The 22297-nt window shown below is 41.8% G+C and carries 25 protein-coding genes; 15 read left to right on the top strand and 10 right to left on the bottom strand.

The genetic code is table 11. The annotated features are described in order from the left end of the window. Positions 1-34: 34 nt before the first annotated feature. Positions 35-1015: a cation diffusion facilitator family transporter gene (locus tag BSO02S_RS09105; RefSeq protein WP_066065674.1), complete on the top strand. Its 981-nt coding sequence runs from the start codon at positions 35-37 to the stop codon at positions 1013-1015. 114 nt (positions 1016-1129) lie between these two features. Continuing rightward, positions 1130-2128: a DUF3231 family protein gene (locus BSO02S_RS09110; RefSeq protein WP_066065677.1), complete on the top strand. Its 999-nt coding sequence runs from the start codon at positions 1130-1132 to the stop codon at positions 2126-2128. A 240-nt stretch (positions 2129-2368) separates the two neighbouring features. Here the strand turns inward: BSO02S_RS09110 and BSO02S_RS09115 are convergent, their stop codons facing one another. Beyond that, entirely contained in the window at positions 2369-2881 is a 513-nt protein-coding gene (locus BSO02S_RS09115) for an acyl-CoA thioesterase (protein ID WP_066065680.1), read from the bottom strand. Between the two features lie 165 nt (positions 2882-3046). On the opposite strand from BSO02S_RS09115, the gene BSO02S_RS09120 reads away from it, so the two are divergent. The 9 genes from BSO02S_RS09120 to BSO02S_RS09160 all read left to right on the top strand — a co-directional run bounded on the left by BSO02S_RS09120 (position 3047) and on the right by BSO02S_RS09160 (position 12249). Continuing rightward, positions 3047-4123: a serine hydrolase domain-containing protein gene (locus BSO02S_RS09120; RefSeq protein WP_066065682.1), complete on the top strand. Its 1077-nt coding sequence runs from the start codon at positions 3047-3049 to the stop codon at positions 4121-4123. 41 nt (positions 4124-4164) lie between these two features. Beyond that, positions 4165-4986, top strand: a complete 822-nt coding sequence (gene nadE, locus BSO02S_RS09125; RefSeq protein ID WP_066065685.1) for an NAD(+) synthase — start codon at positions 4165-4167, stop codon at positions 4984-4986. A 242-nt stretch (positions 4987-5228) separates the two neighbouring features. Next, the gene (locus tag BSO02S_RS09130; protein ID WP_066065690.1) at positions 5229-6053 is read left to right on the top strand and encodes an amino acid ABC transporter substrate-binding protein; all 825 of its coding nucleotides are present in this window, start codon (positions 5229-5231) and stop codon (positions 6051-6053) included. Then, complete coding sequence (locus BSO02S_RS09135) at positions 6040-6738, top strand: amino acid ABC transporter permease (protein ID WP_066065693.1); 699 nt, start codon at positions 6040-6042, stop codon at positions 6736-6738. Before BSO02S_RS09130 ends, BSO02S_RS09135 begins: the two co-directional genes overlap by 14 nt. Positions 6739-6756: 18 nt before the next feature. Continuing rightward, the gene (locus tag BSO02S_RS09140; protein ID WP_066065696.1) at positions 6757-7491 is read left to right on the top strand and encodes an amino acid ABC transporter ATP-binding protein; all 735 of its coding nucleotides are present in this window, start codon (positions 6757-6759) and stop codon (positions 7489-7491) included. A 290-nt stretch (positions 7492-7781) separates the two neighbouring features. Beyond that, the gene (locus tag BSO02S_RS09145; protein ID WP_066065699.1) at positions 7782-8324 is read left to right on the top strand and encodes an NfeD family protein; all 543 of its coding nucleotides are present in this window, start codon (positions 7782-7784) and stop codon (positions 8322-8324) included. Positions 8325-8342: 18 nt separating this feature from the next. Then, positions 8343-9863 (top strand): flotillin lipid rafts scaffold protein FloT, encoded by a 1521-nt coding sequence (gene floT, locus BSO02S_RS09150; protein WP_066065703.1) that lies wholly within the window; start codon positions 8343-8345, stop codon positions 9861-9863. Between the two features lie 321 nt (positions 9864-10184). Beyond that, complete coding sequence (locus BSO02S_RS09155) at positions 10185-10898, top strand: response regulator transcription factor (protein WP_066065706.1); 714 nt, start codon at positions 10185-10187, stop codon at positions 10896-10898. Continuing rightward, positions 10876-12249 (top strand): HAMP domain-containing sensor histidine kinase, encoded by a 1374-nt coding sequence (locus BSO02S_RS09160; RefSeq protein WP_066065709.1) that lies wholly within the window; start codon positions 10876-10878, stop codon positions 12247-12249. Before BSO02S_RS09155 ends, BSO02S_RS09160 begins: the two co-directional genes overlap by 23 nt. Positions 12250-12284: 35 nt before the next feature. Here the strand turns inward: BSO02S_RS09160 and BSO02S_RS09165 are convergent, their stop codons facing one another. The 5 genes from BSO02S_RS09165 to BSO02S_RS09185 form a co-directional block, all read right to left on the bottom strand. Then, complete coding sequence (locus BSO02S_RS09165) at positions 12285-13043, bottom strand: (S)-benzoin forming benzil reductase (protein ID WP_066065716.1); 759 nt, start codon at positions 13041-13043, stop codon at positions 12285-12287. 205 nt (positions 13044-13248) lie between these two features. Beyond that, complete coding sequence (locus BSO02S_RS09170; protein WP_066065721.1) at positions 13249-14034, bottom strand: ABC transporter ATP-binding protein; 786 nt, start codon at positions 14032-14034, stop codon at positions 13249-13251. Continuing rightward, positions 14031-14729 carry an ABC transporter permease gene (locus BSO02S_RS09175; RefSeq protein WP_066065724.1) on the bottom strand — a complete coding sequence of 233 codons (699 nt, stop codon included), beginning with the start codon at positions 14727-14729 and terminating at the stop codon, positions 14031-14033. Before BSO02S_RS09175 ends, BSO02S_RS09170 begins: the two co-directional genes overlap by 4 nt. A gap of 75 nt (positions 14730-14804) precedes the next feature. Beyond that, entirely contained in the window at positions 14805-15659 is an 855-nt protein-coding gene (locus BSO02S_RS09180; RefSeq protein WP_066065726.1) for an ABC transporter substrate-binding protein, read from the bottom strand. Next, positions 15656-16597, bottom strand: a complete 942-nt coding sequence (locus BSO02S_RS09185) for a helix-turn-helix transcriptional regulator (protein WP_066065729.1) — start codon at positions 16595-16597, stop codon at positions 15656-15658. Before BSO02S_RS09185 ends, BSO02S_RS09180 begins: the two co-directional genes overlap by 4 nt. Positions 16598-16835: 238 nt before the next feature. On the opposite strand from BSO02S_RS09185, the gene BSO02S_RS09190 reads away from it, so the two are divergent. Further along, entirely contained in the window at positions 16836-17498 is a 663-nt protein-coding gene (locus BSO02S_RS09190) for an FMN-dependent NADH-azoreductase (protein ID WP_066065734.1), read from the top strand. A gap of 181 nt (positions 17499-17679) precedes the next feature. Here the strand turns inward: BSO02S_RS09190 and BSO02S_RS09195 are convergent, their stop codons facing one another. Further along, complete coding sequence (locus BSO02S_RS09195) at positions 17680-18462, bottom strand: undecaprenyl-diphosphate phosphatase (protein ID WP_066065737.1); 783 nt, start codon at positions 18460-18462, stop codon at positions 17680-17682. A 204-nt stretch (positions 18463-18666) separates the two neighbouring features. Between BSO02S_RS09195 and BSO02S_RS09200 the strand changes: the two genes are divergently transcribed. The 3 genes from BSO02S_RS09200 to BSO02S_RS09210 all read left to right on the top strand — a co-directional run bounded on the left by BSO02S_RS09200 (position 18667) and on the right by BSO02S_RS09210 (position 21304). After that, positions 18667-19425, top strand: a complete 759-nt coding sequence (locus BSO02S_RS09200; protein WP_066065740.1) for a DUF4931 domain-containing protein — start codon at positions 18667-18669, stop codon at positions 19423-19425. 99 nt (positions 19426-19524) lie between these two features. Then, positions 19525-20694, top strand: a complete 1170-nt coding sequence (locus BSO02S_RS09205; RefSeq protein WP_066065741.1) for an FtsW/RodA/SpoVE family cell cycle protein — start codon at positions 19525-19527, stop codon at positions 20692-20694. A 358-nt stretch (positions 20695-21052) separates the two neighbouring features. After that, on the top strand, positions 21053-21304 hold the full coding sequence (locus tag BSO02S_RS09210) for a YusU family protein (RefSeq protein ID WP_066065792.1): 252 nt from the start codon (positions 21053-21055) through the stop codon (positions 21302-21304). Positions 21305-21366: 62 nt separating this feature from the next. On the opposite strand, the gene BSO02S_RS09215 is transcribed toward BSO02S_RS09210, so the two are convergent. From BSO02S_RS09215 to BSO02S_RS26290, 3 genes are all read right to left on the bottom strand, one after another. Next, positions 21367-21705: a spore coat protein gene (locus BSO02S_RS09215; protein WP_066065745.1), complete on the bottom strand. Its 339-nt coding sequence runs from the start codon at positions 21703-21705 to the stop codon at positions 21367-21369. Positions 21706-21724: 19 nt separating this feature from the next. Then, the gene (locus tag BSO02S_RS09220; protein WP_066065748.1) at positions 21725-22018 is read right to left on the bottom strand and encodes a hypothetical protein; all 294 of its coding nucleotides are present in this window, start codon (positions 22016-22018) and stop codon (positions 21725-21727) included. A 105-nt stretch (positions 22019-22123) separates the two neighbouring features. Continuing rightward, on the bottom strand, positions 22124-22258 hold the full coding sequence (locus tag BSO02S_RS26290; protein WP_084374963.1) for a YuzL family protein: 135 nt from the start codon (positions 22256-22258) through the stop codon (positions 22124-22126). Between the last annotated feature and the right edge of the window lie 39 nt (positions 22259-22297).

The following is a 22297-nucleotide window of genomic DNA, read 5'->3' on the forward strand; positions in this document are numbered from 1 at the left end:
TGGTAGTCACATTTATCAAAGAAAAGAGGATACGATGGGAGAACTTTTTCAATTATTAAAACGCGGAAATAAATCGGCGATGCTTGCCGCTATTGTTAATACGATTATTTCGATTATTAAAGGTGCGGCGTTTATGTTTACAGGCAATGTCGCGATGTTTGCTGAGACGATGCACAGTCTCGGGGATGCTGCCAATCAGTTTTTTGTATTTATTGGTTCTGCTTTAAGTAAAAAAGCACCGACGGAAAAATTTCCGAATGGGTTTGGCCGGTTGGTAAATCTTGTCCTGTTAGGGGCCGTGCTAATCGTTGGAATTATGGCATTTGAAACCATTAAAGAAGGTTTCCATCACGTTGTCCATCCAACGAAGTCTGGCGGTTTTATGATTAATATTGTCGTTTTAGCGGTGTCAACAGTGCTTGAAACCTTTGTCTTGTTTAAAGCGATGAGGGAAATTTTACATGATTTAGAAATTGAGGCAAGCGGCCTAAATGTGTTTATGGAGAGTTTTGCCAACTTAGGCAAAGCTAAACCGGCAACAAAGCTTGTGTTCATGGAAGACCTTGTGGCCGCGATGGGCGGGTTGTTAGCAATCATCTCCGTTATCATCGCCCACTTCACAAATTTCCATCAGGTTGAAGGAATTGCCTCGATTCTGATTGGGGCGATGATGTTCTTTGTAGTTGGCAAGGTCTTTTTAGACAATGCGGCTGGTGTGATTGGGCAGGCAGATGAAGAAATGGAAAATAAAATTGGTACGCTTGTGATGGCTGATCCCGATGTAAAAGATATACAGGGAATAACGGTGATTAAAGAGGGAGAAGACCTGCACGTTGAACTGGAAATTGAGGTAGACCCAAAATTAACCGTAGCTGCGGCTGACGATATTAAAGACCGGTTAGCTGAAAAAATTCTGGCAGAAAAAGGCGTCGTTGATGTCACAATCGAGTTTGACGAAGAAGATGAGGTCATGACTTGGCAGCCGCGCAGTGAATCAGATGCTGATAGAAAATAAATTTGCATGCACGCCATAACCTAAAGAAGATTAGTGAATGTGTTAACCGAGCGAATAAAACAGCCAGTCAATTGGAAATCTACTCTTAAAATATTTTTTTAGGGGGCATCCATAATGGTTGAACACAAAATAAGGTTGACCAGTTCAGAAATTGGCGGATTGTGGGCTACCTATTTACAGGAGAGCATGGCTGTATGTTTGCTTACCTATTTTCTCCATCACAATCAAGATGAAGAGATAAAGAAAATCCTGCAACAAGCATATGAAATTTCCGAAGGACATGTCCAGAAAATTGCTGCCATATTTAAAGATGAAGGCATCCCGCTGCCGATTGGATTTTCAGAAAAGGATCTTGATTTAGCTGCCCCGCCCTTATTTTATGATCCGTTTGGCTTAAGCTTTGTCTATTCCATGAGCCGCATGGGGATGATTAATACAAGTTTTATTACAGTGAATATTGCCAGAAAAGACGTACTGGATTTTTTTGTGACGATGGTTCAACAAACATCGATATTATATCAGGAATCCACCTTGCTTTTGCTTTCGAAGGGAATTTATGACCGGGCACCGATGATTCCCTATCCGAAGGAAGAAGAATATATAGAAAAACTATCCTATCTAAGCGGATTCGGAAAAAAAAGACCGATTAATGTGGCGGAAATAACGGAACTCTTTTTTAATACAGAACGGAATTATTTTTCAATCCTGCTTTGCATGGGTTTAATGCAGGTGGTAAAGGACAAGGAAATTCATAATTATATTGAGGAAGGGAAGAAAATATCGGAAAAGCAGATTAGAACCTTCAATGATATCCTGATGAGGGAAGAACTGCTTGGGAATATTTCAACAACCTTGGAAGTGACAGATTCGACTGTTTCTCCTTTCTCCGATAGGCTAGTGGTCATGCTTTTCCATTCCTTGAACACGATAGATATCACGCTTATTGGTCATGCGTTGTCATTGTCTATGAGAACAGACTTAGCTGCCTATTATCAAAAGTACATAGTAGATATTCTAGTTTACTCTGCAAAGGGTTTTGATCTGTTGGTCGACCGCGGCTGGGCCCAGTTACCACCGCATGCACCAGACCGAAGGGATCTACAAAAATTGTAAAGGTTCGCGAAAATCGCGAACCTTTTTTCTGCGTTGGAAAGGCGCTTCCGCTTTTCTCATAAGGAAAGTATATAATTTTCGACTTTGAGAATTGTCTAGCTCCAGCGCCCTAGCGGCTAGTGTCCTTCGCTCTCCGCCCTACGATAAGTCAACATCGAATCGCTCCGCTCTCCGTGTTTCCTTTATCTCAGTTGGAGTGCTCCAGGCCATACGCCGCTGACCAGGGCGCTTTCGCTTTTCTCATTCCCAAGGTTTATGTGTAGTAAAGACTCCTGCCAGTTCTTTGCTGCTTTTTCTATGCTCTTTCCGCTTTTCTGCTCGTTCTTTTCCTGTTTCATAAAGCTTTTTCTCTTCTTCCGTTTCGGGGACTATCCCTGGAACCTTTGTCGGCTTGCCAGAGTCATCCAAGGCAACGAACGTTAAAAAAGCTGTCACAGCAATTTTTCGATCACCGGAAATAAGATTCTCGGCTATCACTTTAACGAAGATTTCCATTGAAGAGTTTCCGGTCGATGTCACAAAGGTTTCAATGCAAACGGAATCCTTCGGTGTTATCGGACTAAGGAAATCGACGGAATCAATCGAAGCCGTCACGCATTCCGCTCTGGAATGTCTTGTCGCCGAAATGGAGGCTACCATATCGATATCACTAATTAACTTTCCGCCGAACAAGGTATTATGGTTATTTACATCATTAGGAAAAATTCTGCTTGTTCTTACTACTCTGGTTTCATTGCACGTTTTTGTTTCCACCTATTATCCCTCCAAAAATTCAACAATTCATTTTAACGTTTGCCAATATGTAATGCAATAAACGAAAAAGTTTCCTTTCATGCATGAAATTGGAGTAACCCATTGTTTAATCATACATAATAAACAGATGAATAGACAATTGGATAGAGGAAGATGTGATTTGGCGTGAAATGGAGAGCTTATCAATGGTTAGTAGTGCTTGCTTCTATTTTCATCGGTACGGCAGGCTGTCAAAGTAATCGTAACATCCTCAAACCGAAACATGTTGTTTCTGCCCACTATGAAGGGAATCAGAAAGGATACAGTACGCATGAAAAGATAAGAAACTATTTACTCTCTCATCATGTAAACGGCAGTATAGCAGTTGTAAAGCAGAATGAAATAATTTTTCAAGAGGGCATCGGGTTTGCCAATAGAAAACAGCGAATCACAAACCAGTCTTCAACAGCCCATCCGATTGCTTCGATTACGAAGTTGATCGTTGCGACAGGTATCATGCAACTCCAGGATCAAGGGAAATTAACCATTCAAGATTCTTTGTCGACCTATATTCCCGGCTTTCCAAATGGGAAGAACATCAAATTGATTCATTTACTAAACCACACCTCCGGGATCCAAACTCCCCGGTGGCATTTAAGTGGGAAGAAACCAATAGAAATCGTCAAGAAAATTAAACGGAAATCGATAGGGTTTCCTGCAGGTACACAATGGGATTATAATGATATCAATTATTTGCTACTTGGCCACATTGTTGAAATAGTATCCGGGGTGCCGCTCCATGATTACATAAAGAAGCATATATTTAACAAGGCCTCGATGGGACATTCAGGTTTTATTACGGATGAGAAGGCCGTGTTTTCTAAAGGTTATGTAAAGATTGGAGACCAATTGCTGCCGGCCAAGCAATTGAACACTGATTCGCTGTTTGGATGCGGGGATATTTATTCGACGGTCCATGATTTATGCCTCTTTGATGAAGCATTAATGAGCGGAAAGCTTGTTTCTAACCAAAGTTTAAAGGAGATGCTGACGCCGGGACCGAAATCAACCTATGGGTTAGGACTTTATGTTTCAGATGGCTTGGTTTATAGCAGGGGTGTTGTCGGTGGCTGGGAATCGCTCCATGTTTATTTTAAAAATAAAACGGCCATCGCCATCCTTTTGAATGTGCGTGACAAAGGGATTGACATCCATCAAGTATCCATGGATGTTTATCAGATGCTGAATGAAAAGCATTTATGATAAAGTACATATAACAATGATTTAGCTAGGGGGCTCTAGAGATGAGTTTGCAAGCACAGATTATCAAAGACTTAAATGTAAATCCAGATATTCAACCGAAAGAGGAGATTCGTAAGCGAATAGACTTTTTGAAAAATTATTTGGTAAAAACGAAAGCAAAGGGCTATGTGTTAGGGATCAGCGGCGGTCAGGATTCAACGCTTGCGGGAAGACTCGCGCAGCTGGCGGTGGAGGAGCTGCGCAGCGAAGGAACAAATGCTTTGTTTATTGCCGTTCGTCTCCCCTATGGCGTTCAGCAGGATGAGGATGATGCCATGCTGTCTCTATCCTTTATCCGGGCCGATCGCGAGACCGCCTTTAACATCAAAGCTGCTGTTGATGAGGTACAAAAGGAATATGACGCAAGCTATGAATGCGGTTCATTAAGTGATTATCAAAAAGGAAACGTCAAGGCGAGGCTGAGGATGATTGCTCAGTATGCTATCGGCGGCATGGAAGGGCTGCTTGTGATTGGAACGGATCATGCCGCAGAAGCAGTGACAGGCTTCTATACAAAGTATGGCGATGGCGGAGCGGATATCCTTCCGCTAAGCGGCCTGACAAAACGCCAGGGGAAAGAATTGCTCAAAGAGCTGGAAGCGGACGAACGTCTTTATTTAAAGGTGCCGACTGCGGATCTCTTGGACCAGAAACCAGGGCAGGCCGATGAAACAGAATTGGGAATAAGCTATGATGAACTGGATGATTATCTTGAAGGGAAGCCTGTTTCTAAAGAGGTCGCTGAGAAAGTTGAAAAACGCTATCTCGTTACCGAACATAAGCGAAGACTGCCGGCCAATATGTTTGATGAGTGGTGGAAATAAGGATGACTAATGGAGGGATTGCCCAACGAGTAGTCCCTACTTTTTGTATTGCTATCTTTTATTGACGGGATTTAAAAGAGGCGTTATCAGCCTAACCTATCAGAAATACTCTGATAGGTTTTTATTTTTTATAAATGGGTAAAATAAAATGAATTCTAAAGGATATTTCCTTTGACAGATAGGACGGTCTGTACTATGATTATTAAATCCAAGCAAGACAATGAGAATTAGGGGGATTATAAATGAAGAAATTTACTATGGTGTTTGCACTCTTAATGAGTTTTATGCTTATTCTTTCAGCCTGTGGCAAAGATGACAACAAGGCTGGTAAAGATAACAAGAAATCCGATAATAACCAGTCTGCTGATGTATTGAAACAGGTAAAGGCGGATGGTAAGCTTGTCATTGGTACGGAAGGTACATATGCTCCATTTACATTTCATGATACAAGCGGAAAGCTAACAGGATTTGACGTAGAGCTTGCCGAGGAGGTTGCCAAGCGTATAGGTGTGAAAGCAGAGTTCAAGGAAACGCAATGGGATGCCATCTTTGCCGGCCTTGATGCGAAGCGTTTTGATATGATTGCCAATCAAGTTGGAATAAGACCGGATCGCCAGGAAAAATACGATTTCTCTGATCCATATATTACTTCTGCCGCTGTATTAATTACATCAAAAGACAATAATAAAGTAAAAGCGTTTGAGGACATTAAAGGATTAAATTCTGCTCAATCGTTGACAAGTAATTATGCCGATATAGCTAAAAAGAATGGCGCTAATATTGTCGGAGTGGAAGGCTTCCAACAATCCGCTGAACTGCTTGCACAGAAACGGGTCGATGTGACTGTTAATGATAAAATTGCCTATTTAGATTATATGAAGCACAAACCAGATGCTCCAATCAAGATTGTTGCAACGTCAGATGATGCCTCGACAAGCGGATTTATGTTTAGAAAGAAAAGTGATACGCTCGTAGATGCAGTAAATAAAGCATTAAAAGACATTGTGGATGATGGCACGTACAAAAAAATCTCTATGAAATGGTTTGGTGTAGATGTACTTAAATAGTATTTTTGCCGACCCGGAAAGAACAGCAAAATTAATTGATATTGCCAAGAGTTCCCTTCAGCCTATGCTGGAGGGTGCTATTATGAATACCATTCCATTAACGATTCTTTCCTTTATCTTTGGTTTGATTTTGGCTATTCTAACAGCCCTTGCCCGTATTTCCAATGTAAAAGTATTTCGAATGATTGCAAGGGTTTATGTTTCGGCCATCCGCGGAACGCCATTATTGGTGCAGCTCTTTATCATTTTTTATGGTCTTCCGAATATAGGCGTTACCCTTGATCCGTTTATCTCAGCCGTCATCGGTTTTTCCCTAAGTGTTGGGGCGTATGCGTCAGAAGTGATTCGAGCGGCGATTCTGTCCATTCCAAAAGGCCAGTGGGAAGCAGGTTACTCGATTGGTATGTCTTACACGCAGACATTAAAAAGAATTATCCTGCCGCAAGCTTCGAAGGTATCCTTACCGCCCTTATCTAATACCTTTATTAGCCTTGTAAAAGATACCTCTCTCGCGTCACTTGTGCTTGTAACGGAGATGTTTCGCCGGGCTCAGGAAATTGCCGCATCCAATTATGAGTTTTTATTAGTTTATTCCGAAGCGGCACTCCTCTATTGGGTCATTTGCTTTTTCCTTTCCGTTATTCAAGGATTTATGGAAAAGAGACTGGACCGCTATGCGTCTTAAGGAAGGAGGGCGATTTGAGTGATTTTAATAAAAGGTTTATATAAGCAATTTGGCCAATTAGAAGTGTTAAAAGGAATTGACCTCAATGTTGAAAAAGGCAAGGTGGTTGTTGTCATCGGACCGTCTGGTTCTGGTAAAACGACCATGCTCCGCTGTTTGAATGTACTGGAAACTCCTACGAAGGGTGCAATTTCCATTGAAGGCCAAAACCTAGACTTTTCTAAAGCTGTTTCAAAAAAAAATATCGCCGCTTTCCGACGTTTGACAGGTATGGTTTTTCAAAGCTATAACCTTTTCCCTCATAAAACAGCCCTTGAGAACGTGATGGAAGGACCCATCGTTGTTAAAAAAGAGGGGAAAGAGGCTGCACGGAAAAAAGCCCAAGCACTTTTAGAAAAAGTTGGACTTGGTGATAAAGTCGACTTTTATCCGGCCCAGCTCTCAGGTGGCCAGCAGCAGCGTGTCGGTATCGCCAGGGCATTAGCAATGGAACCAGAGGTCATGCTCTTTGATGAGCCGACATCCGCACTCGACCCCGAACTAGTCGGGGAAGTGTTAAAAGTAATGAAGGATCTTGCACAGGAAGGAATGACGATGATCGTTGTCACCCACGAAATGCGTTTTGCCCGGGAGGCAGCCGATGAAGTCATCTTTATGGACCAGGGCGTCATCGTCGAAAGAGACAAGCCAGACGAAATCTTCACCAATCCAAAAGAAGAACGAACCAGGAAGTTCTTGAATATGATTCAGTAAGGTGTTGTAGCAAAGTGCTATGGCACTTTTTTTCGTTGGCGGTCCCTTTAGCGGTGCCTGTCACCACCCGAATTTTGGCGAATTTTGTCGGAAATTAGCAAGATTTACTCTTGGAAGAAAATGATAAAATATAGATGAATAGTGAAACCTTTTTCCTATTCATCCGTATTACCATATATACATAATTACAAAGGAAGGGAACGATGCTTTATGCTTGAATCTTTTTGAAGTTCAATAGCTGCCGGATACCTTCCTTTGGATTTTTCTATCAAAAATAAGGGGTGATGCGCGTGGAACCTTTCAGCATTCCTTTAGAAACGATTTATTTGTATGGACTAATCATTTCAGGTGTATTAACTGTTTTGTATGTTTTGTTCGCGGATGTGTTTCATTTTCATGGGGCTGGAGATGGGCTCGATTTTCTTAATCCCGTTCTGATTTTTGCCTTCCTGACTATTTTGTCTGCTAGCGGTTATCTGTTTGAAAGGCTATCATCACTACATTATTTACTCATTTTCGGAATCTCGGCTGTTGCAGCATTCATTGTTGTCGCCTTACTTAACGTTTTTATTCTCGTCCCATTGTCTTCTGCAGAGGAATCACTTGTTTATAAAGAATCAGATTTGCAAGGTCGGGTTGGGACCGTGATTACGGAGATACCCGTCGATGGCTTTGGGGAAGTGATGATTGACAGTATAAGTGGAAGAATTGCCAAGCCGGCTTCAAGCTTTGATGGTGACTTGATTCCAAATGGCACCAGCGTGCTTGTTGTTCAGGTGAAAGACGGCGTCCTGCAAGTAACGGTCCATCATCAATTAGAGAGTTTTATTTAGAGAGAGGGGTTATAAAATATGGAGTTCAATATTATTTGGGTAATCATCGGAATTGCAGTACTTATCATCTTAGCATTAATCGGTGTTTTCATTACAAAGTACAGAACAGCAGGTCCGGACGAGGCCTTAATTGTAACGGGCAGTTTCCTTGGTAACGGAAATGTCCACGTCGACGAATCAGGAAATAAAATCAAAATCATCCGCGGCGGTGGTACGTTTATTTTACCAGTTTTCCAACAAGCAAAACCGTTAAGCTTGCTATCTAGTAAACTGGAAGTAACAACTCCAGAGGTCTATACAGAACAAGGTGTTCCTGTTATGGCCGATGGGGTCGCGATTATTAAAATTGGTGGCTCTATTAGTGAAATCGCGACAGCGGCGGAACAGTACCTTGGCAAGCCTAGGGAAGATCGTGAAAGCGAAGCAAGGGAAGTTCTTGAAGGCCATTTACGGTCGATTCTTGGCTCGATGACCGTGGAAGAAATCTATAAAAACCGTGACAAATTTTCACAAGAGGTCCAAAGGGTTGCCTCACAAGATCTTGCCAAAATGGGCTTAGTGATTGTCTCGTTTACCATTAAAGATGTTCGTGATAAAAATGGCTATCTTGATTCCCTAGGTAAACCGAGGATTGCTCAAGTGAAAAGAGATGCCGATATCGCCACTGCTGAAGCAGATAAAGAAACTCGCATCAAAAAGGCTGAAGCATCTAAAGAAGCGAAGCGAAATGAATTAGAGCGGGCAACAGAAATTGCGGAAGCGGAAAAAGTTAATCAGTTGAAGATTGCGGAATTCCGCCGTGAACAAGATGTCGCAAAAGCACGTGCCGACCAAGCGTACGATCTTGAAAGTGCCCGTTCGAAGCAAGAAGTAATGGAACAGGAAATGCAAATCAAGATTATCGAAAGACAAAAGCAAATCGAATTAGAAGAAAAAGAAATTCAGCGTCGCGAACGCCAATATGACTCCGAAGTGAAGAAAAAGGCCGATGCTGACCGTTATTCCGTCGAGCAGGCGGCTGCCGCTGACAAGGCGAAGCAGATGGCTGAGGCTGAAGCAAATAAATATCGCATCGAAGCGATGGCAAAAGCGGAAGCAGAGCGGGTTCGCCTCGATGGTACCGCAAAAGCGGATGCTCAAAGGGCACAGGGGGAATCAGAGGCAGAGATTATCCGTCTCAAAGGTTTGGCCGAGGCGGAAGCAAAGGAAAAGATTGCCGAAGCGTTCGAGCAGTTTGGCCAGGCGGCTATCTTGGACATGGTCATCAAAATGCTTCCAGAATATGCGAAGCAAATTGCTGCCCCATTATCCAATATTGATAAAATTACAGTTGTGGACACGGGCGGCTCTGGTGAAAATGGCGGCGGTGCCAATAAAATTACCAGCTATGCGACCAACTTAATGGCGAGCTTGCAAGAATCATTAAAGGCCTCAAGCGGCATTGATGTAAAGGAACTAATCGAAAACTACTCTGGTAAGGGTAACGTCCGGAGAAGTATCGAGGAATTAACAGACGAGGTTAAGAAGAAAGACGAATAAGCATACTGAAAAATCCTTATCATTGCGATAAGGATTTTTTATTTTGTCATTAAGAAAAAAAGTGGGCGTCCTGCTGATCGGGACGCCCTTACTATATCAAAAAGAGAGGTTAAATTTGGGATGAGTAGGATGGTTGAAAACCATGTACTGCATCAAAGAGTTGATAACGAGTTTGGGAGTCCTTCGAATTATCTTCCCTTCCTAACTACATTTACATCTTATCCAGAAAGATTGAAGATGTTATGAAGAAGTTGTGGTGAATTTGTGAAGTTACAAAAATCACAGACCCGGGATGATATAGTAAAGGTGTGGGGAGTGATCATGATGAAGATTTTATTAGTTGACGATGAACGTAGAATAATAGAAGTTCTCGAGGCTTACTTGGAGAGAGAAGGCTATGAAATTCATAGCGCTGATAATGGAATTGATGCCTTGAAAAAGGTAAAAACTATAAACCCCGATTTAATCATATTAGACTTAATGCTGCCCGATATTTCCGGAGAAGAGGTCTGCCGCCTGGTTCGAAAAGATTCAGAGGTACCGATTCTGATGCTGACCGCTAAATCGGCCGAGGATGACCGCATCAATGGAATCGTCATGGGTGCCGACGACTATCTAACCAAGCCTTTCAGCCCGCGTGAGGTGGTCGTTCGTGTCCAGGCTATCTTAAGACGAGTGAAAAAAAAGGAAAAAGTCGAGCGGCTTGAATTCAACAGGAACAAGCTGGCGATTGATTTAATTAAAAAAGAAGTAACTGTTAATGGAGAATACGTTACCTTAACGCCAATCGAGTATAAGCTCTTAACCAATATGGCCGTGAATCCCGGCCGAGTTTACAGCCGAATGGATTTGCTCGAAAAGATTCAGGATGAGGGCATGTACTATGAAGGCTATGAACGGAGTGTTGATACACATATTAAAAACCTTCGTAAAAAAGTCGAGCTGGATTCAAGACAGCCAGATTTTATCGTGACTGTTTTTGGGATGGGTTATAAATTTGGAGGGGTCCTAGATGTTGCAAACACTCCGGTCTAAAATCCTCTTTTATTTAGTGCTCATCTCGATGATTGGGATATTAATTGTCAGCTTTTTTATACAGTATGGCTTTGAAGAGAGCTTCAGCAGCTATTTAGATCGTAATCGGGAAAAAAAGATTGACCGGATTATCACCGAAATTGAGAAGGACTACAAAAAGAATGGCCATTTTACCAGCAATCCGGTGTTTGGACTGCTGCACGAACACGCGATGACCGATCAGCTCTATTTTCAATTGTATGACCGTTTAGGACAAATGCAAATGGATTCCTCCAACATCCGCGGCATGTTGAATAGTTTAGGTTTAACTGAACCCGCGCCAGCCGGCGAGGAATGGCATTCCAAGTCTTATTTACTGAAGGTTGATAATAAAATTGTTGGAAAGCTCGTTGCTATCTATCCTAAGGGCTTAATCGATGATGAATACACGTTTATCCAAACCATCCAATTATACATTTACGCAGCCGTTTGTTTGACAATTGTGCTCGCGATTATTTTCAGCATGCTTTTCTCAAAAAAATTAACCTTCGGATTGAAGAAACTATCGTTTGCAGCGGGAGAGCTGCAGCAGCATAACCTTAACATCCGCATCCCGCTATCCGGATTACCAACAGAGGTAAAACAGCTTGCGATTTCTTTTAATAATCTGGCAGAATCGCTGGCAAGAGAAGAAATGCTCCGGAAACATTTTACGGGCGATCTCGCCCATGAGCTCCGAACGCCGCTGGCCACATTGAGAAGTCAAATTGAAGCCTTTCAGGATGGAATCTGGGAGCCAACACCAAAGCGGCTGGAGACAACACATGAAGAGCTAATGCGGTTAGTCAGGCTTGTCAATGAATTGGAGAAACTGCTTGCAGCTGAAAATCCACAAATTAAGCTTGAAAAAATAGAATTGGATGCTGGCAGCGTATTGGCGGCATTATGGGAAATGTTTATGCCGTTGTTCAAAGAGAAGGGTGTTCATCTTCATATTGGTGAACCTGCACAGGAAGAACTGTTTGAAGCAGATAAGGACCGCTTGATGCAAATCCTGTCCAATATCCTCAATAATGCCCTAAAATATACGCCAGAGGGGAAAAATGTAACGATTTCCGTGCAAACAGAAAAAGAGGGCTATGTTGGCTTCCAAATTCAGGACGAGGGCTCAGGAATGGCCGAGGATGATATTCCCCATATTTTCGAGCGCTTCTACCGCGGCGATAAATCACGGGACCGCAAAACCGGCGGGGTCGGCATCGGACTCTCGATTGTTAAAGCCTTAATGGATGCCCATAAAGGAGTTATTAAGGTGAAAAGTAGGATAAATAAGGGAACGAGCGTTACCTTGTGGTTTCCAAAGGACGAATGAAAGAAAGCCCCTGCACAAGTAGGGGGCTTCTCACATTATCCTAGTAGTTCATTAACATTGTAAACCTTCCCACTCTCAACCTTTCCACCAAGCACTAGGTCCACTAATGCATCTGCCACAACATCCGCCTTTAGCAGCAGGTTATTTTCCTTGAAATCTTTGAACTTTTCCAGCTCCTTAAATGCCTCCTTGGAGGATGAGCGGATTGTCTCCTGCATGTTCGTATCCATAATCCCAGGACTAAAGGCAATGATTGTATTGTTTGTCTTCATTGCCGCTTGCTCCAGCGCAGCTGTTTGCGTAAACATATTTAACCCCGCCTTGGAACTGCAATAAACAGTCCAGCCTTCAATCGGGCGAAGTGCTGCACCAGATGTAACATTGATGACCTGCACCTTCGTATTGGTTACCTGCGCTTTGTTAAAAAATAAATTGGTAATCAAGATGGGGGCAATTAAATTAACTTGGATGTTCGAAATGATTGGTGTTTGGTCCAAATTGCCAATTGTCTGGATGGGCTCAATTACGCCTGCATTATTAAAGAGAAGTATTTCCTCCGGCTCCTTTTGAAAAATCGAGTGAGCAATTTCCATAAACACTTCTTGTACCTCTTTTTCCAATGAAAGATTACAGGTATGGTGTTGATAGGAAATCCCTTTTTCAATAGCAAGACGTTTGATTTCCACATTTTCTGACCTTGAAACAGAAACAATAGCAATTTGCTCATGGATGAGACGGTTGGCAATCGCTTCACCCAAGCCCTTCGATGCACCAGTTATAATTGCATATTTCATAGTTAAAACTCCTCTCAAAAACTCAATCTTTGTATGTATATCCCATATCTTATAACTCAGACAATTTTTTAGCAATTAAAAAAGGCAGTCCCAAATGGAACTGCAAATTATCGTGCAACTGGGTAAGGTGAAACTGCAAACAGTGGAGGCTTTTCCCCACTGTTTGCTAGTTGAACCAATCGGGCATTTACGGGCAGTTGTTCACTCAACTATACTTCTTTGACTTTTTTAAGACTTTGAATTTACTGCCCGTTGATGCCGGATAAAATTTCTTCCACTCATTTAGGAAGGATGAGGTAGAAGAATTAGGATGTTCTAGGACTCGAGGGGTCGGTCCCACCTGCTTCACTTTACCATTTACAATAATCGCAAGCCGATTCGTGAGGTAATTGATCTCCATTAGATCATGGCTGACAAACACAGCGGTAGTTTGTGAAGCTTCAATAATATGCTTGAAGTCTTCCATTAACCTAATCTTTGTAGGAAAGTCTAAAGCTGAAAAAGGTTCATCTAAATAAAGAATCTTGGGTTCGACAATCATCGCGCGCGCTAAATTGACTCTTTGCGCCTCGCCACCGGATAAGTAAAGCGCGTTTTTTTTTGCCAGGTGGCTGATTCCAAACAGCTCCAGCCAATGAGCTACTTGTTCCTTGATATGTTTTTTGGCAACCTTCCTTAATGTTAACCCAATGGCGATGTTGTGATAAACGGTTCTATCTAAAAGCAATGATTGCTGCAGGGCAATCGAGAACTTTCGCCGTAACTCAAGCGGTGGGCTACCAGCAGGAATAACTTGGCCCCGGTATAGAATTTCACCACTTGATTGATTTTCAAGAAATGCCAGTACCTTAAGCAGCGTGCTTTTGCCAGCACCATTCGGTCCCATGATACCAAGAAATTCTCCATCATGAATCTCGAATTCAGGTATATCGAGAATCGTTTTATTTTGGGCATCAAAGGTAATGTTTTTCAGCTCAATCAACGGATTCATGACAATCGCCTCCTTTGCTGTAAAAAGGTTAACGCCGCCGTAATCAACAAGGCAACAGTCAGTAAAATAAACGAAAGGGCAAGGGCAATATCAAAGTTGCCTTTCGAAACCTCCATCACAATCGAAGTGGTTAAGATACGGGTGTCACCTTGAATATTTCCGCCAACCATCATCGCGGCGCCAACCTCAGCAATCACGCGGCCAAATCCCGCCATGATCGCAGCTAGAATCGCAATCTTTGTTTGTTTGACGAGAATCATCAAGGTCTGCACCTTTGTTGCCCCAAGTGCTTTAATTTGCAGAAGCATTTTATCATTAATCTGCTGAAACGCCGTGCATGTCAGGCTTGTGACGATTGGCAGGGATACTAAAATTTGTGCCATCACAATCGCTGTTGGCGTATAGAGCATGGATAGATTGCCTAACGGGCCGGAGCGCCATAAAAACATCGTAATCCAAAGGCCGGCAACAACTGGCGGCAAACCCATGCCAATATTAATGAATAATAGTAGCAGCCGGCGGCCTTTGAATCTAGTTAATCCTAGTAAAATGCCAAGTGGCAATCCGATTAGGGTGCTAAACAGAATGGAAATTAGACAGACTTTGAGTGTGAGCCAGGTAATCGCAAAAACTTCCCGATCACCGGATATAATCATCTCTATCGCTTTTTTAAGTCCCTCAATAAGTAATTCCATAAAAGTAAGGCCCCCAGGATTTCCCTTAGTAGTCTGGCAGGAATCCCGCAAATGGAGCCCCTGTCAGATTACAATCTATTCCGTGTATTTAGTGAATAATGACTGACCATATTCCTTTTTACCGAAGTTTTCAATTACTTCTTGTGTCTTACTATCTATCATAAATTCTACAAATTTTTGAGCATCTTTACTATTAACCTTATCATGTTTTTCAGGATTTACCTGCATAACATGATAGATATTCATTAAATCCTTGCCGCCTTCAACGACGATTTGAAGAGTGTCTAAATTTTTCGATTGGGCAAGCCATGTTGCACGGTCTGTTAGAACGTACCCTTTTTTCTCAGCTGCCACTTGCAGAGTTTGTCCCATTCCTTGACCCGTGGAGACATACCAATCACCAGCTGGCTTAATATTAGCAGCTGTCCAAATCCCAAGTTCTTTTTTATTTGTGCCAGAATCGTCACCGCGGGAAATAAATGAAGATTTCGCATCAGCCAATTTTTTAAATGCTGCATTGATGTCATCACCGCTGACAGCTGCTGGATTATCCTTTGGTCCTACTAAAATAAAGTCATTGTACATCACGCGTTTGTAGTTAATCGCATCACCGGCATCGACTACGGCCTTTTCTGCTGCCGGAGCATGAACAAGAAGGGCATCGGCTTCACCTTTTGTGCCCATTTCTAATGCTTGGCCTGTACCAACAGCAATCGTTTTAACCTTTACATTATTTTCCTTTTCAAACATCGGAATTAACACATCTAATAAACCGCTGTCCTGTGTACTTGTTGTTGTTGCAAGAATCATTGATGTTGGTTCTGCTTTTTTCTGTTTTGCGGCTGCATCCTTTGTGTCGGAATTTCCACAGGCTGATAAAACTAGGAGCATAAAAGCAAATAGGGCGATAAATAAGCGATTTTTTCTCATACGAGTTCCTCCGTTTGACTAGTTTGATAGATTATTTTTCCTAAATCTTGTATAGAATATCCTTCTAAATCTGTTAAGCTGTCTTTGAAGCTGGCAGATTGCAAGTAATGGATCAAGTCAGTTAAACTCTGTTTGTTTTCATCGGTAAAACGGAAAACAAGATCAAAATGTTCTTTAGCCACGGGCACAAAATCAAGCCCTAAGTGGCTTGCCGCAGATTGGATCCCAAAGGTGACATCGGCCATTCCTCTGCTTATGTACGAAGCTGCGGACAAATGATTCCATTCCTCCGTGCCGTATCCGTTAATGTTACTAGGATTAATCCCAAAGCTAGCGAGCTTGGAGTCTAGTAAAAAGCGGGTACCCGCTCCTTTTTGACGGTTAATAAATTGAACATCTTTTCTCGTAAGATCGGTAAAATCATGAATGTTTTTCGGATTGCCCTTCGCGATAATGAAGCCTTGCTCTCTTGCCGCCAATCTAAGCACCAAAATCGATTCATAAACAAACAGCTGATGGATAAATGGCAGATTATACTCTTGGGATGTCGGATCCAATAGATGAATCGCGGCAATATCGCATTGCCCGCGGTAAAGCATCATTAAGCCTTCAAGACTGCCGATAAAAGTAGGTTGAATTTGCCGGTTTAAGGCACCAGCTGCCTGTTTGACAAAATGTTCGACAAGAAAATCATGGCTGCCGGAAAGACGAATCAAGCTGGGCCCATTATTGGCAGTACCAGTCTGTGTCAGCGGATTTTTTTTTGCCGGGGCTTTCGTGTTCTCCTTAAATCGCTCCAGCTCGGCATGTTCAATGCGCATTTTATTGCCGATTTTAAAGGCCTGAAGCTCGCCGCGTTTTATCAGCTCATAAACAGTATGCTTTGAGATTTGAAAAATTTGCGCTACTTCATCTGGTGTATAAGCCTTTTTCTCCATACATTAACCTCCTTTTTCCATTTTATTTTATAAAAAGAATACCACATAGAATGTGATTTTTGTTAAGTTTTGTTAAGTTTCATTTAGTTTTGTCTGGAATTGTCATGAATTGTTCAAAGTGGTAGGGTGGAATTCACAGTAATTTCACAAACTTCACCTTTTGTTCAATTGTGAGCAAGTATGATTGATGTAGTATAGTAGTAGAGAAGAAAATTGTCGGTAAAGGGAAGGGATCTACATGTCAAAGTTAATTTATATAACGGCCAATCCAAAACCTGATTCGAAACTTTCAAGAGGAATGCAGATTGGCGAAGTATTTTTAAACGAGTTCAAAACAATTCAACCGGATGTGGAAATTGAGCACATGCACTTATATGATATGGATATCCCGGAAATCGATATGGACCTATTATATGGGCGAGCCAAATTATCCTTTATGGGCTACACAAAGGAGCAGCTTTCTGAAGCCGAGCGGACAAAGCTTGAAAAAATGCATGCACTGGCCGACCGCTTTATCGCCGCTGATTATTATGTGTTTGTCACACCAATTTGGAATCTTGGCGCGCCAGCTATTTTAAAATCGTTTATGGATTGTTTATTTATTGCGGAAAAGACGTTTACGAACACTGAAGCGGGACCTAAAGGACTGCTTACCGGAAGAAAGGCGATTCATATTCAAACGCGCGGCGGCATTTATTCTACCGGCCCCATGGTTGAGTTTGAATCCGGCGACCGTTATTTAAGAAAAGCACTAGAGTTCCTAGGCTTTGATTTAATGGATACTGTTTTTGCCGAAGGAATGGACCATTTTCCAAAAATGGTACCGGAAATTATGGCAAAAGCAAAGGAACAAGCAGCAGAAGCCGCTAGAAGTATGGCAAAACAGACGGTTACACTATAAAAAAGAGCGACTCGAGTCCTTCGAGTCGCTTTTTAGTACCCAAATTGGAGATAACATTTCTTTTACTCGCGAATTTAGCGGCTTTACTCGCGAATTCTCCACCTTTACTCGCGAATTTAACCCCGTTACTCGCGAATTTCATGCTTTTACTTGCGAATCGATTTTTCCATATCCGCACCTGCTAGAATTTACCCGTAAACTGAAAAAATAACACGGCCAAACCTAACACCCAGACATAAACAGCAAACGGTTTTAACGAATGGTTCTTTAAGTAACCAATCATCCATTTGACAGCGATATAACCGAAGACGCCAGAAGCGGCAATCGCGACGAGCAAGGCCGATAAAGAGATTTCCTCCCCAGCACCGCCAAGTAAATCCTTCGTTTGCAGGACAATCGCACCAGCAATTGCTGGTGTTGACAATAAGAAGGAAAAGTAGGCAGCCGTTTCCCTGTCCAATTTTCGCCAAAGCGCGGCAACAATCGTCATCCCGGAGCGGGAAATCGCTGGCATAATCGCCACCGCCTGAAAAGTACCAATGATTAGCGCATCCTTATAGCTAATCTCGTCCATTTTCTTATAGCCATTTTTTGCCGAATCAGCGAGCCACAGGAAGACCCCGGTGATTAGAAACTCCCAGCCAATTGTCACCCCTGTCTTTGAAATCCCTTCAATATAATCTTTAAATGCGAGCCCAAAGATAACGGCAGGAACCGTCCCAACGATCAATAAAAACGTTAATTTACTAAATGGATTTTTAATAATTTTTATAAATTCATCCTTATAAAATACAAACACAGCCAGTAATGTGCCGACATGAAGCATCGTATCAAGCAGGAGACCCGCTTCCTGCAAGCCAAATAAATTCCTTCCTAAATAAAGATGTCCCGTACTGCTAATCGGCAAAAATTCCGTTAAACCTTGGATAATTCCGAGAATAAGTGCTTCCAGTTTTGTTAACATAAAGTCCCTCTCATTCTAACGTAATGATAAGCCTGTACATTTAAATATATGCAAAATGTAACTATTTAATGAGGCTTTGATTTACCGATGAAATTAATAAAACAAAATAAGTGCAAATCCAACGCATCCTCCCATAAAATAGAAATATACCCACTTTGGAAAAGGGGCGGAGCGCCATATCAGTTTTGGAGAGGAGAAACGCGTGTGGAAAATTCCCATCTGCACTTTAATACATCTATTGGCATCAAAAAGCCGGAAAATATTCGAAACAAACAACAGGCCTGTCCTTTTTGCGAACGAGATCAGCTTACCGACCTCATTGCTGTCGATGGTCCGATTATTCTTTTGAAGAATAAATACCCTGTTTTAGAAAATGCTTATCAAACCGTGTTAATTGAAACGGACGATTGCCATGGTGAACTCTCGACCTATCCAAAAGAGCATCTACATAGACTGATTAGGTTTGGGATCAAGCATTGGTTAGACCTGGAGGAAACCGGCCGCTATCGATCGGTTATTTTTTTCAAAAATCATGGTCCATTATCAGGGGGCACGCTTGCCCATCCACATATGCAGATTATTGGCTTAGATGATATTGATTATAAGGAAAGGGACAGCCATGAAATGTTTAACGGGATTGTGATTGCTGAAAAAGATAGTGTCCGGTTTACGCTCTCGACAAAGCCGCGCGTTGGCTTCTATGAGTTTAATATTGAGATGGAAGATTCCAGCTATCAAGAAGGTTTTTCAGAATACTTGCAAATAGCTGTTCATTATATCCTCAACCATTTTCCATTCAAGGCAACGAGTTATAATCTCTTTTTCCATCATATTGATAATAAAATCTATGCAAAAGTGGTCTCAAGGTTTGTCACGACCCCGTTGTATATCGGATACGGCATTCCCCAGGTACCTAATAATCTGGAGTGGATGGCGGAGGAGGTAAAGCGAATTTATTATTAAGGCATGTAAAATAAACCATTCGCTGTTTATAAGTTGTGATTTATTGTTTTTAAAAATATAATGGAGTAATGTACAAGTTCTTAGTAAGGTGGAACCGAAATGACTTCAAATAACAATACAACTTCTAAACTGGATTACAGTCTTGTTCTTATATTATTACTTCTATTTTTGGCGAGCTGTTTAGCCATATATAGTGCCCAACAAAGTGGTCAATACGATCGAAACTTTTTGGTTTACCAAATTGGTTGGTATGTGGTCGGCTGCGTTATTATTGGAGTCGTAATGACCCTTGATTCGGATCAGTTACGTAAGATTACCTGGTACACCTATGGTTTTGGAATTTTTCTATTGGGATTCTTAATTGTTGCACCTGAAAGCATCGCTCCAGTGATTAATGGAGCGAAAAACTGGTTTGTGCTTCCTAAGATCGGTTCTATACAGCCTTCAGAGTTTATGAAAATATTTATTATCTTAGGTCTTGCATGGGTCATTGACAAACATCATCAAAAAAACCTGGTAAAGACGATTCAATCCGATCTTTGGCTTTTGGTCAAGATGGGGATGGTCACAATGTTTCCATTATTACTTATTGTCAAGCAGGATTTAGGAACTGCGCTTGTTTTCCTAGCGATTTTAGTAGGGATGATTTTTATCTCCGGTATTTCATGGAAACTACTTGTGCCCATGTTTTCAGTGGGAATTGCGCTTATTGGAACTGTTTTTTATTTTGTTCTTTGGAACCCAGATTTTTTGGCAAAGTATTTTGGGGTGGGAGATTATCAACTCCGTCGGATTTATTCATGGCTTGATCCTTATAGTTACCAGGGCACAGACGCCTATCAGCTGACAAAATCCCTGCTTGCCATCGGCTCCGGCCAAACTGGCGGTAAAGGACTAGGAAACCGCGAAGTTTATTTACCAGAAAGTCAAACGGATTTTATCTTCAGTGTCATTGGCGAGGAATATGGTTTTATTGGTGCAAGTATATTAATTAGCATATTTTTCTTATTGATTTACCATATTACAAAGGTTGGTATGGAAACAAAGAATAACTTCTATACGTATATTTGTGTCGGCGTCATCAGCATGATTACCTTCCACGTCTTTCAAAATATCGGCATGACGATTGGCGTTCTGCCAATCACGGGTATTCCACTGCCGTTTATCAGCTATGGAGGCAGTGCGTTAATGGGGAACATGATGGGACTGGGATTAATCTTTTCGATTCGTTACCATTATAAAAAATATATGTTTTCGACAACAGCCTAACAATGAAAAAAGAGCGAATGGGTTTTCGCTCTTTTTTTGCTTTATGGGTTTGGCGGAATCGAAGTGAAGATTGGCGGAATTCCTGCTAAAGTTGGCGGAATCCCCAGGCGAGAGGACCCAGCCGTGCCAAAAAGAGCAGAATCGCTGCTAGAAACAATCATAAAAAGGTATAATTAATTTAGTAGGAAAATATTGCTGCCTACATATTCTAGACATATGAAACAGAACTTAAGATGGAAGAATGGGATGATGAGATTAGAGTAAGAAAGACCTGCTACTTTTCTCACCAGGTGCCAGCAGGTAAGCGCTGCAAGACCTGTTCCATGCACGCATTTACCCAAGGATGGAAGGTGTCATGATGGAGAAAGCATTTGTGGATCAGTTCGAAGCTTTGCTTGAGAAATATAGTGAACTATTAGTTGGAGAATCTAGCGATGAAACAAAGGAAAAGGTGAAGGCATGGGCGTTGTACTCGCATATTGCCAAGTCGATGCCGGCGTTAATCAACCATTGGACTGGACTTTACCCTAAAGCAAGGGAAGAAATGAAGCAAATGATTAATGAAATTAAACAGCTGAATGAACAGCATCGAAATTCAGCGCAGAAATAAACTTTATGATTTAAATAAAAACCCGGAGGCAATCGAAAAGCCACCGGGTTTTGTCGTGATTGTTATTGCAGTGTTCCGCCATTCGGAAACTGGTTCGTATACCCCTGGAACTGCTGATAGGATTGCTGCAGCTTCTGTTGCTCGGCTGCTTCGATTGAATACCAGCCTTTTCGGAACATCAGGTCATATAGATTACGCTGGCATTGCTCGGTTTCCGTAAAAATCTGCATGATGTCCTGATATAGTCCTTGATGGCTAGCTTCATGCAAAGCCATGTTATAGGATGTGGTCATGTATTTTTCCGTTGTCAGTAAATCATTAATGAAATCGCGCTCGTTCATTTGTGGGGTTTTCGGAACTTGTGTCTCAGGGTTTTGAATCTTTTGTTGGTTTTGGTTCATTGAAAATTATCTCCTTCTCCTATTGCATATTATTTAAAGGCTGTTGCTGGCTCGCGTGATGACCAAGGTGATTAAGCAGCTGCTGGTAATGGCGTTGGTGCATTTGGCCGACTTTTTCTGCCTCCGCTTTTAACTCGGGATCCTGACATTGCCCAGCGAAGAAATGGGCCTTTTTTGCAGATAGTAAATTCCATGACATCATATCGGTTAAATAAAGAGAATCCTTTGTTGAAATAACCCCTGGCGGCTGCTGCATCTTCATTTGTTGGTTTTGCATGTTCATGTTTGGCAAATTCATATTTTGTTGCTGCATAGATTAACCCTCCTGTTTCAATGTTATCTTTACGACTATAGGGTCTCTCAAATAGGAATTTTTATGCAAAAATAAGAAACAGGCTGAACAGTTCAGCCTGTGTTCTTACCTCTTCTTAAATTGATTATTTTGGCTGTTTCTTTTGCCGCCGCCATCACCTTCGACAGTTGGGCCGGCATCGCCCTTCACACTTGCCGCACTTACTCCAGCCTTAGAAGGGTCTTTCTTCATTTTAGCCATAATTATCACCTCAACTAATAGGTTACCCATTTAAAGAGA

The organism is Neobacillus soli NBRC 102451 (assembly GCF_001591665.1).
GTDB classification, from domain to species: domain Bacteria; phylum Bacillota; class Bacilli; order Bacillales; family Cytobacillaceae; genus Neobacillus; species Neobacillus soli.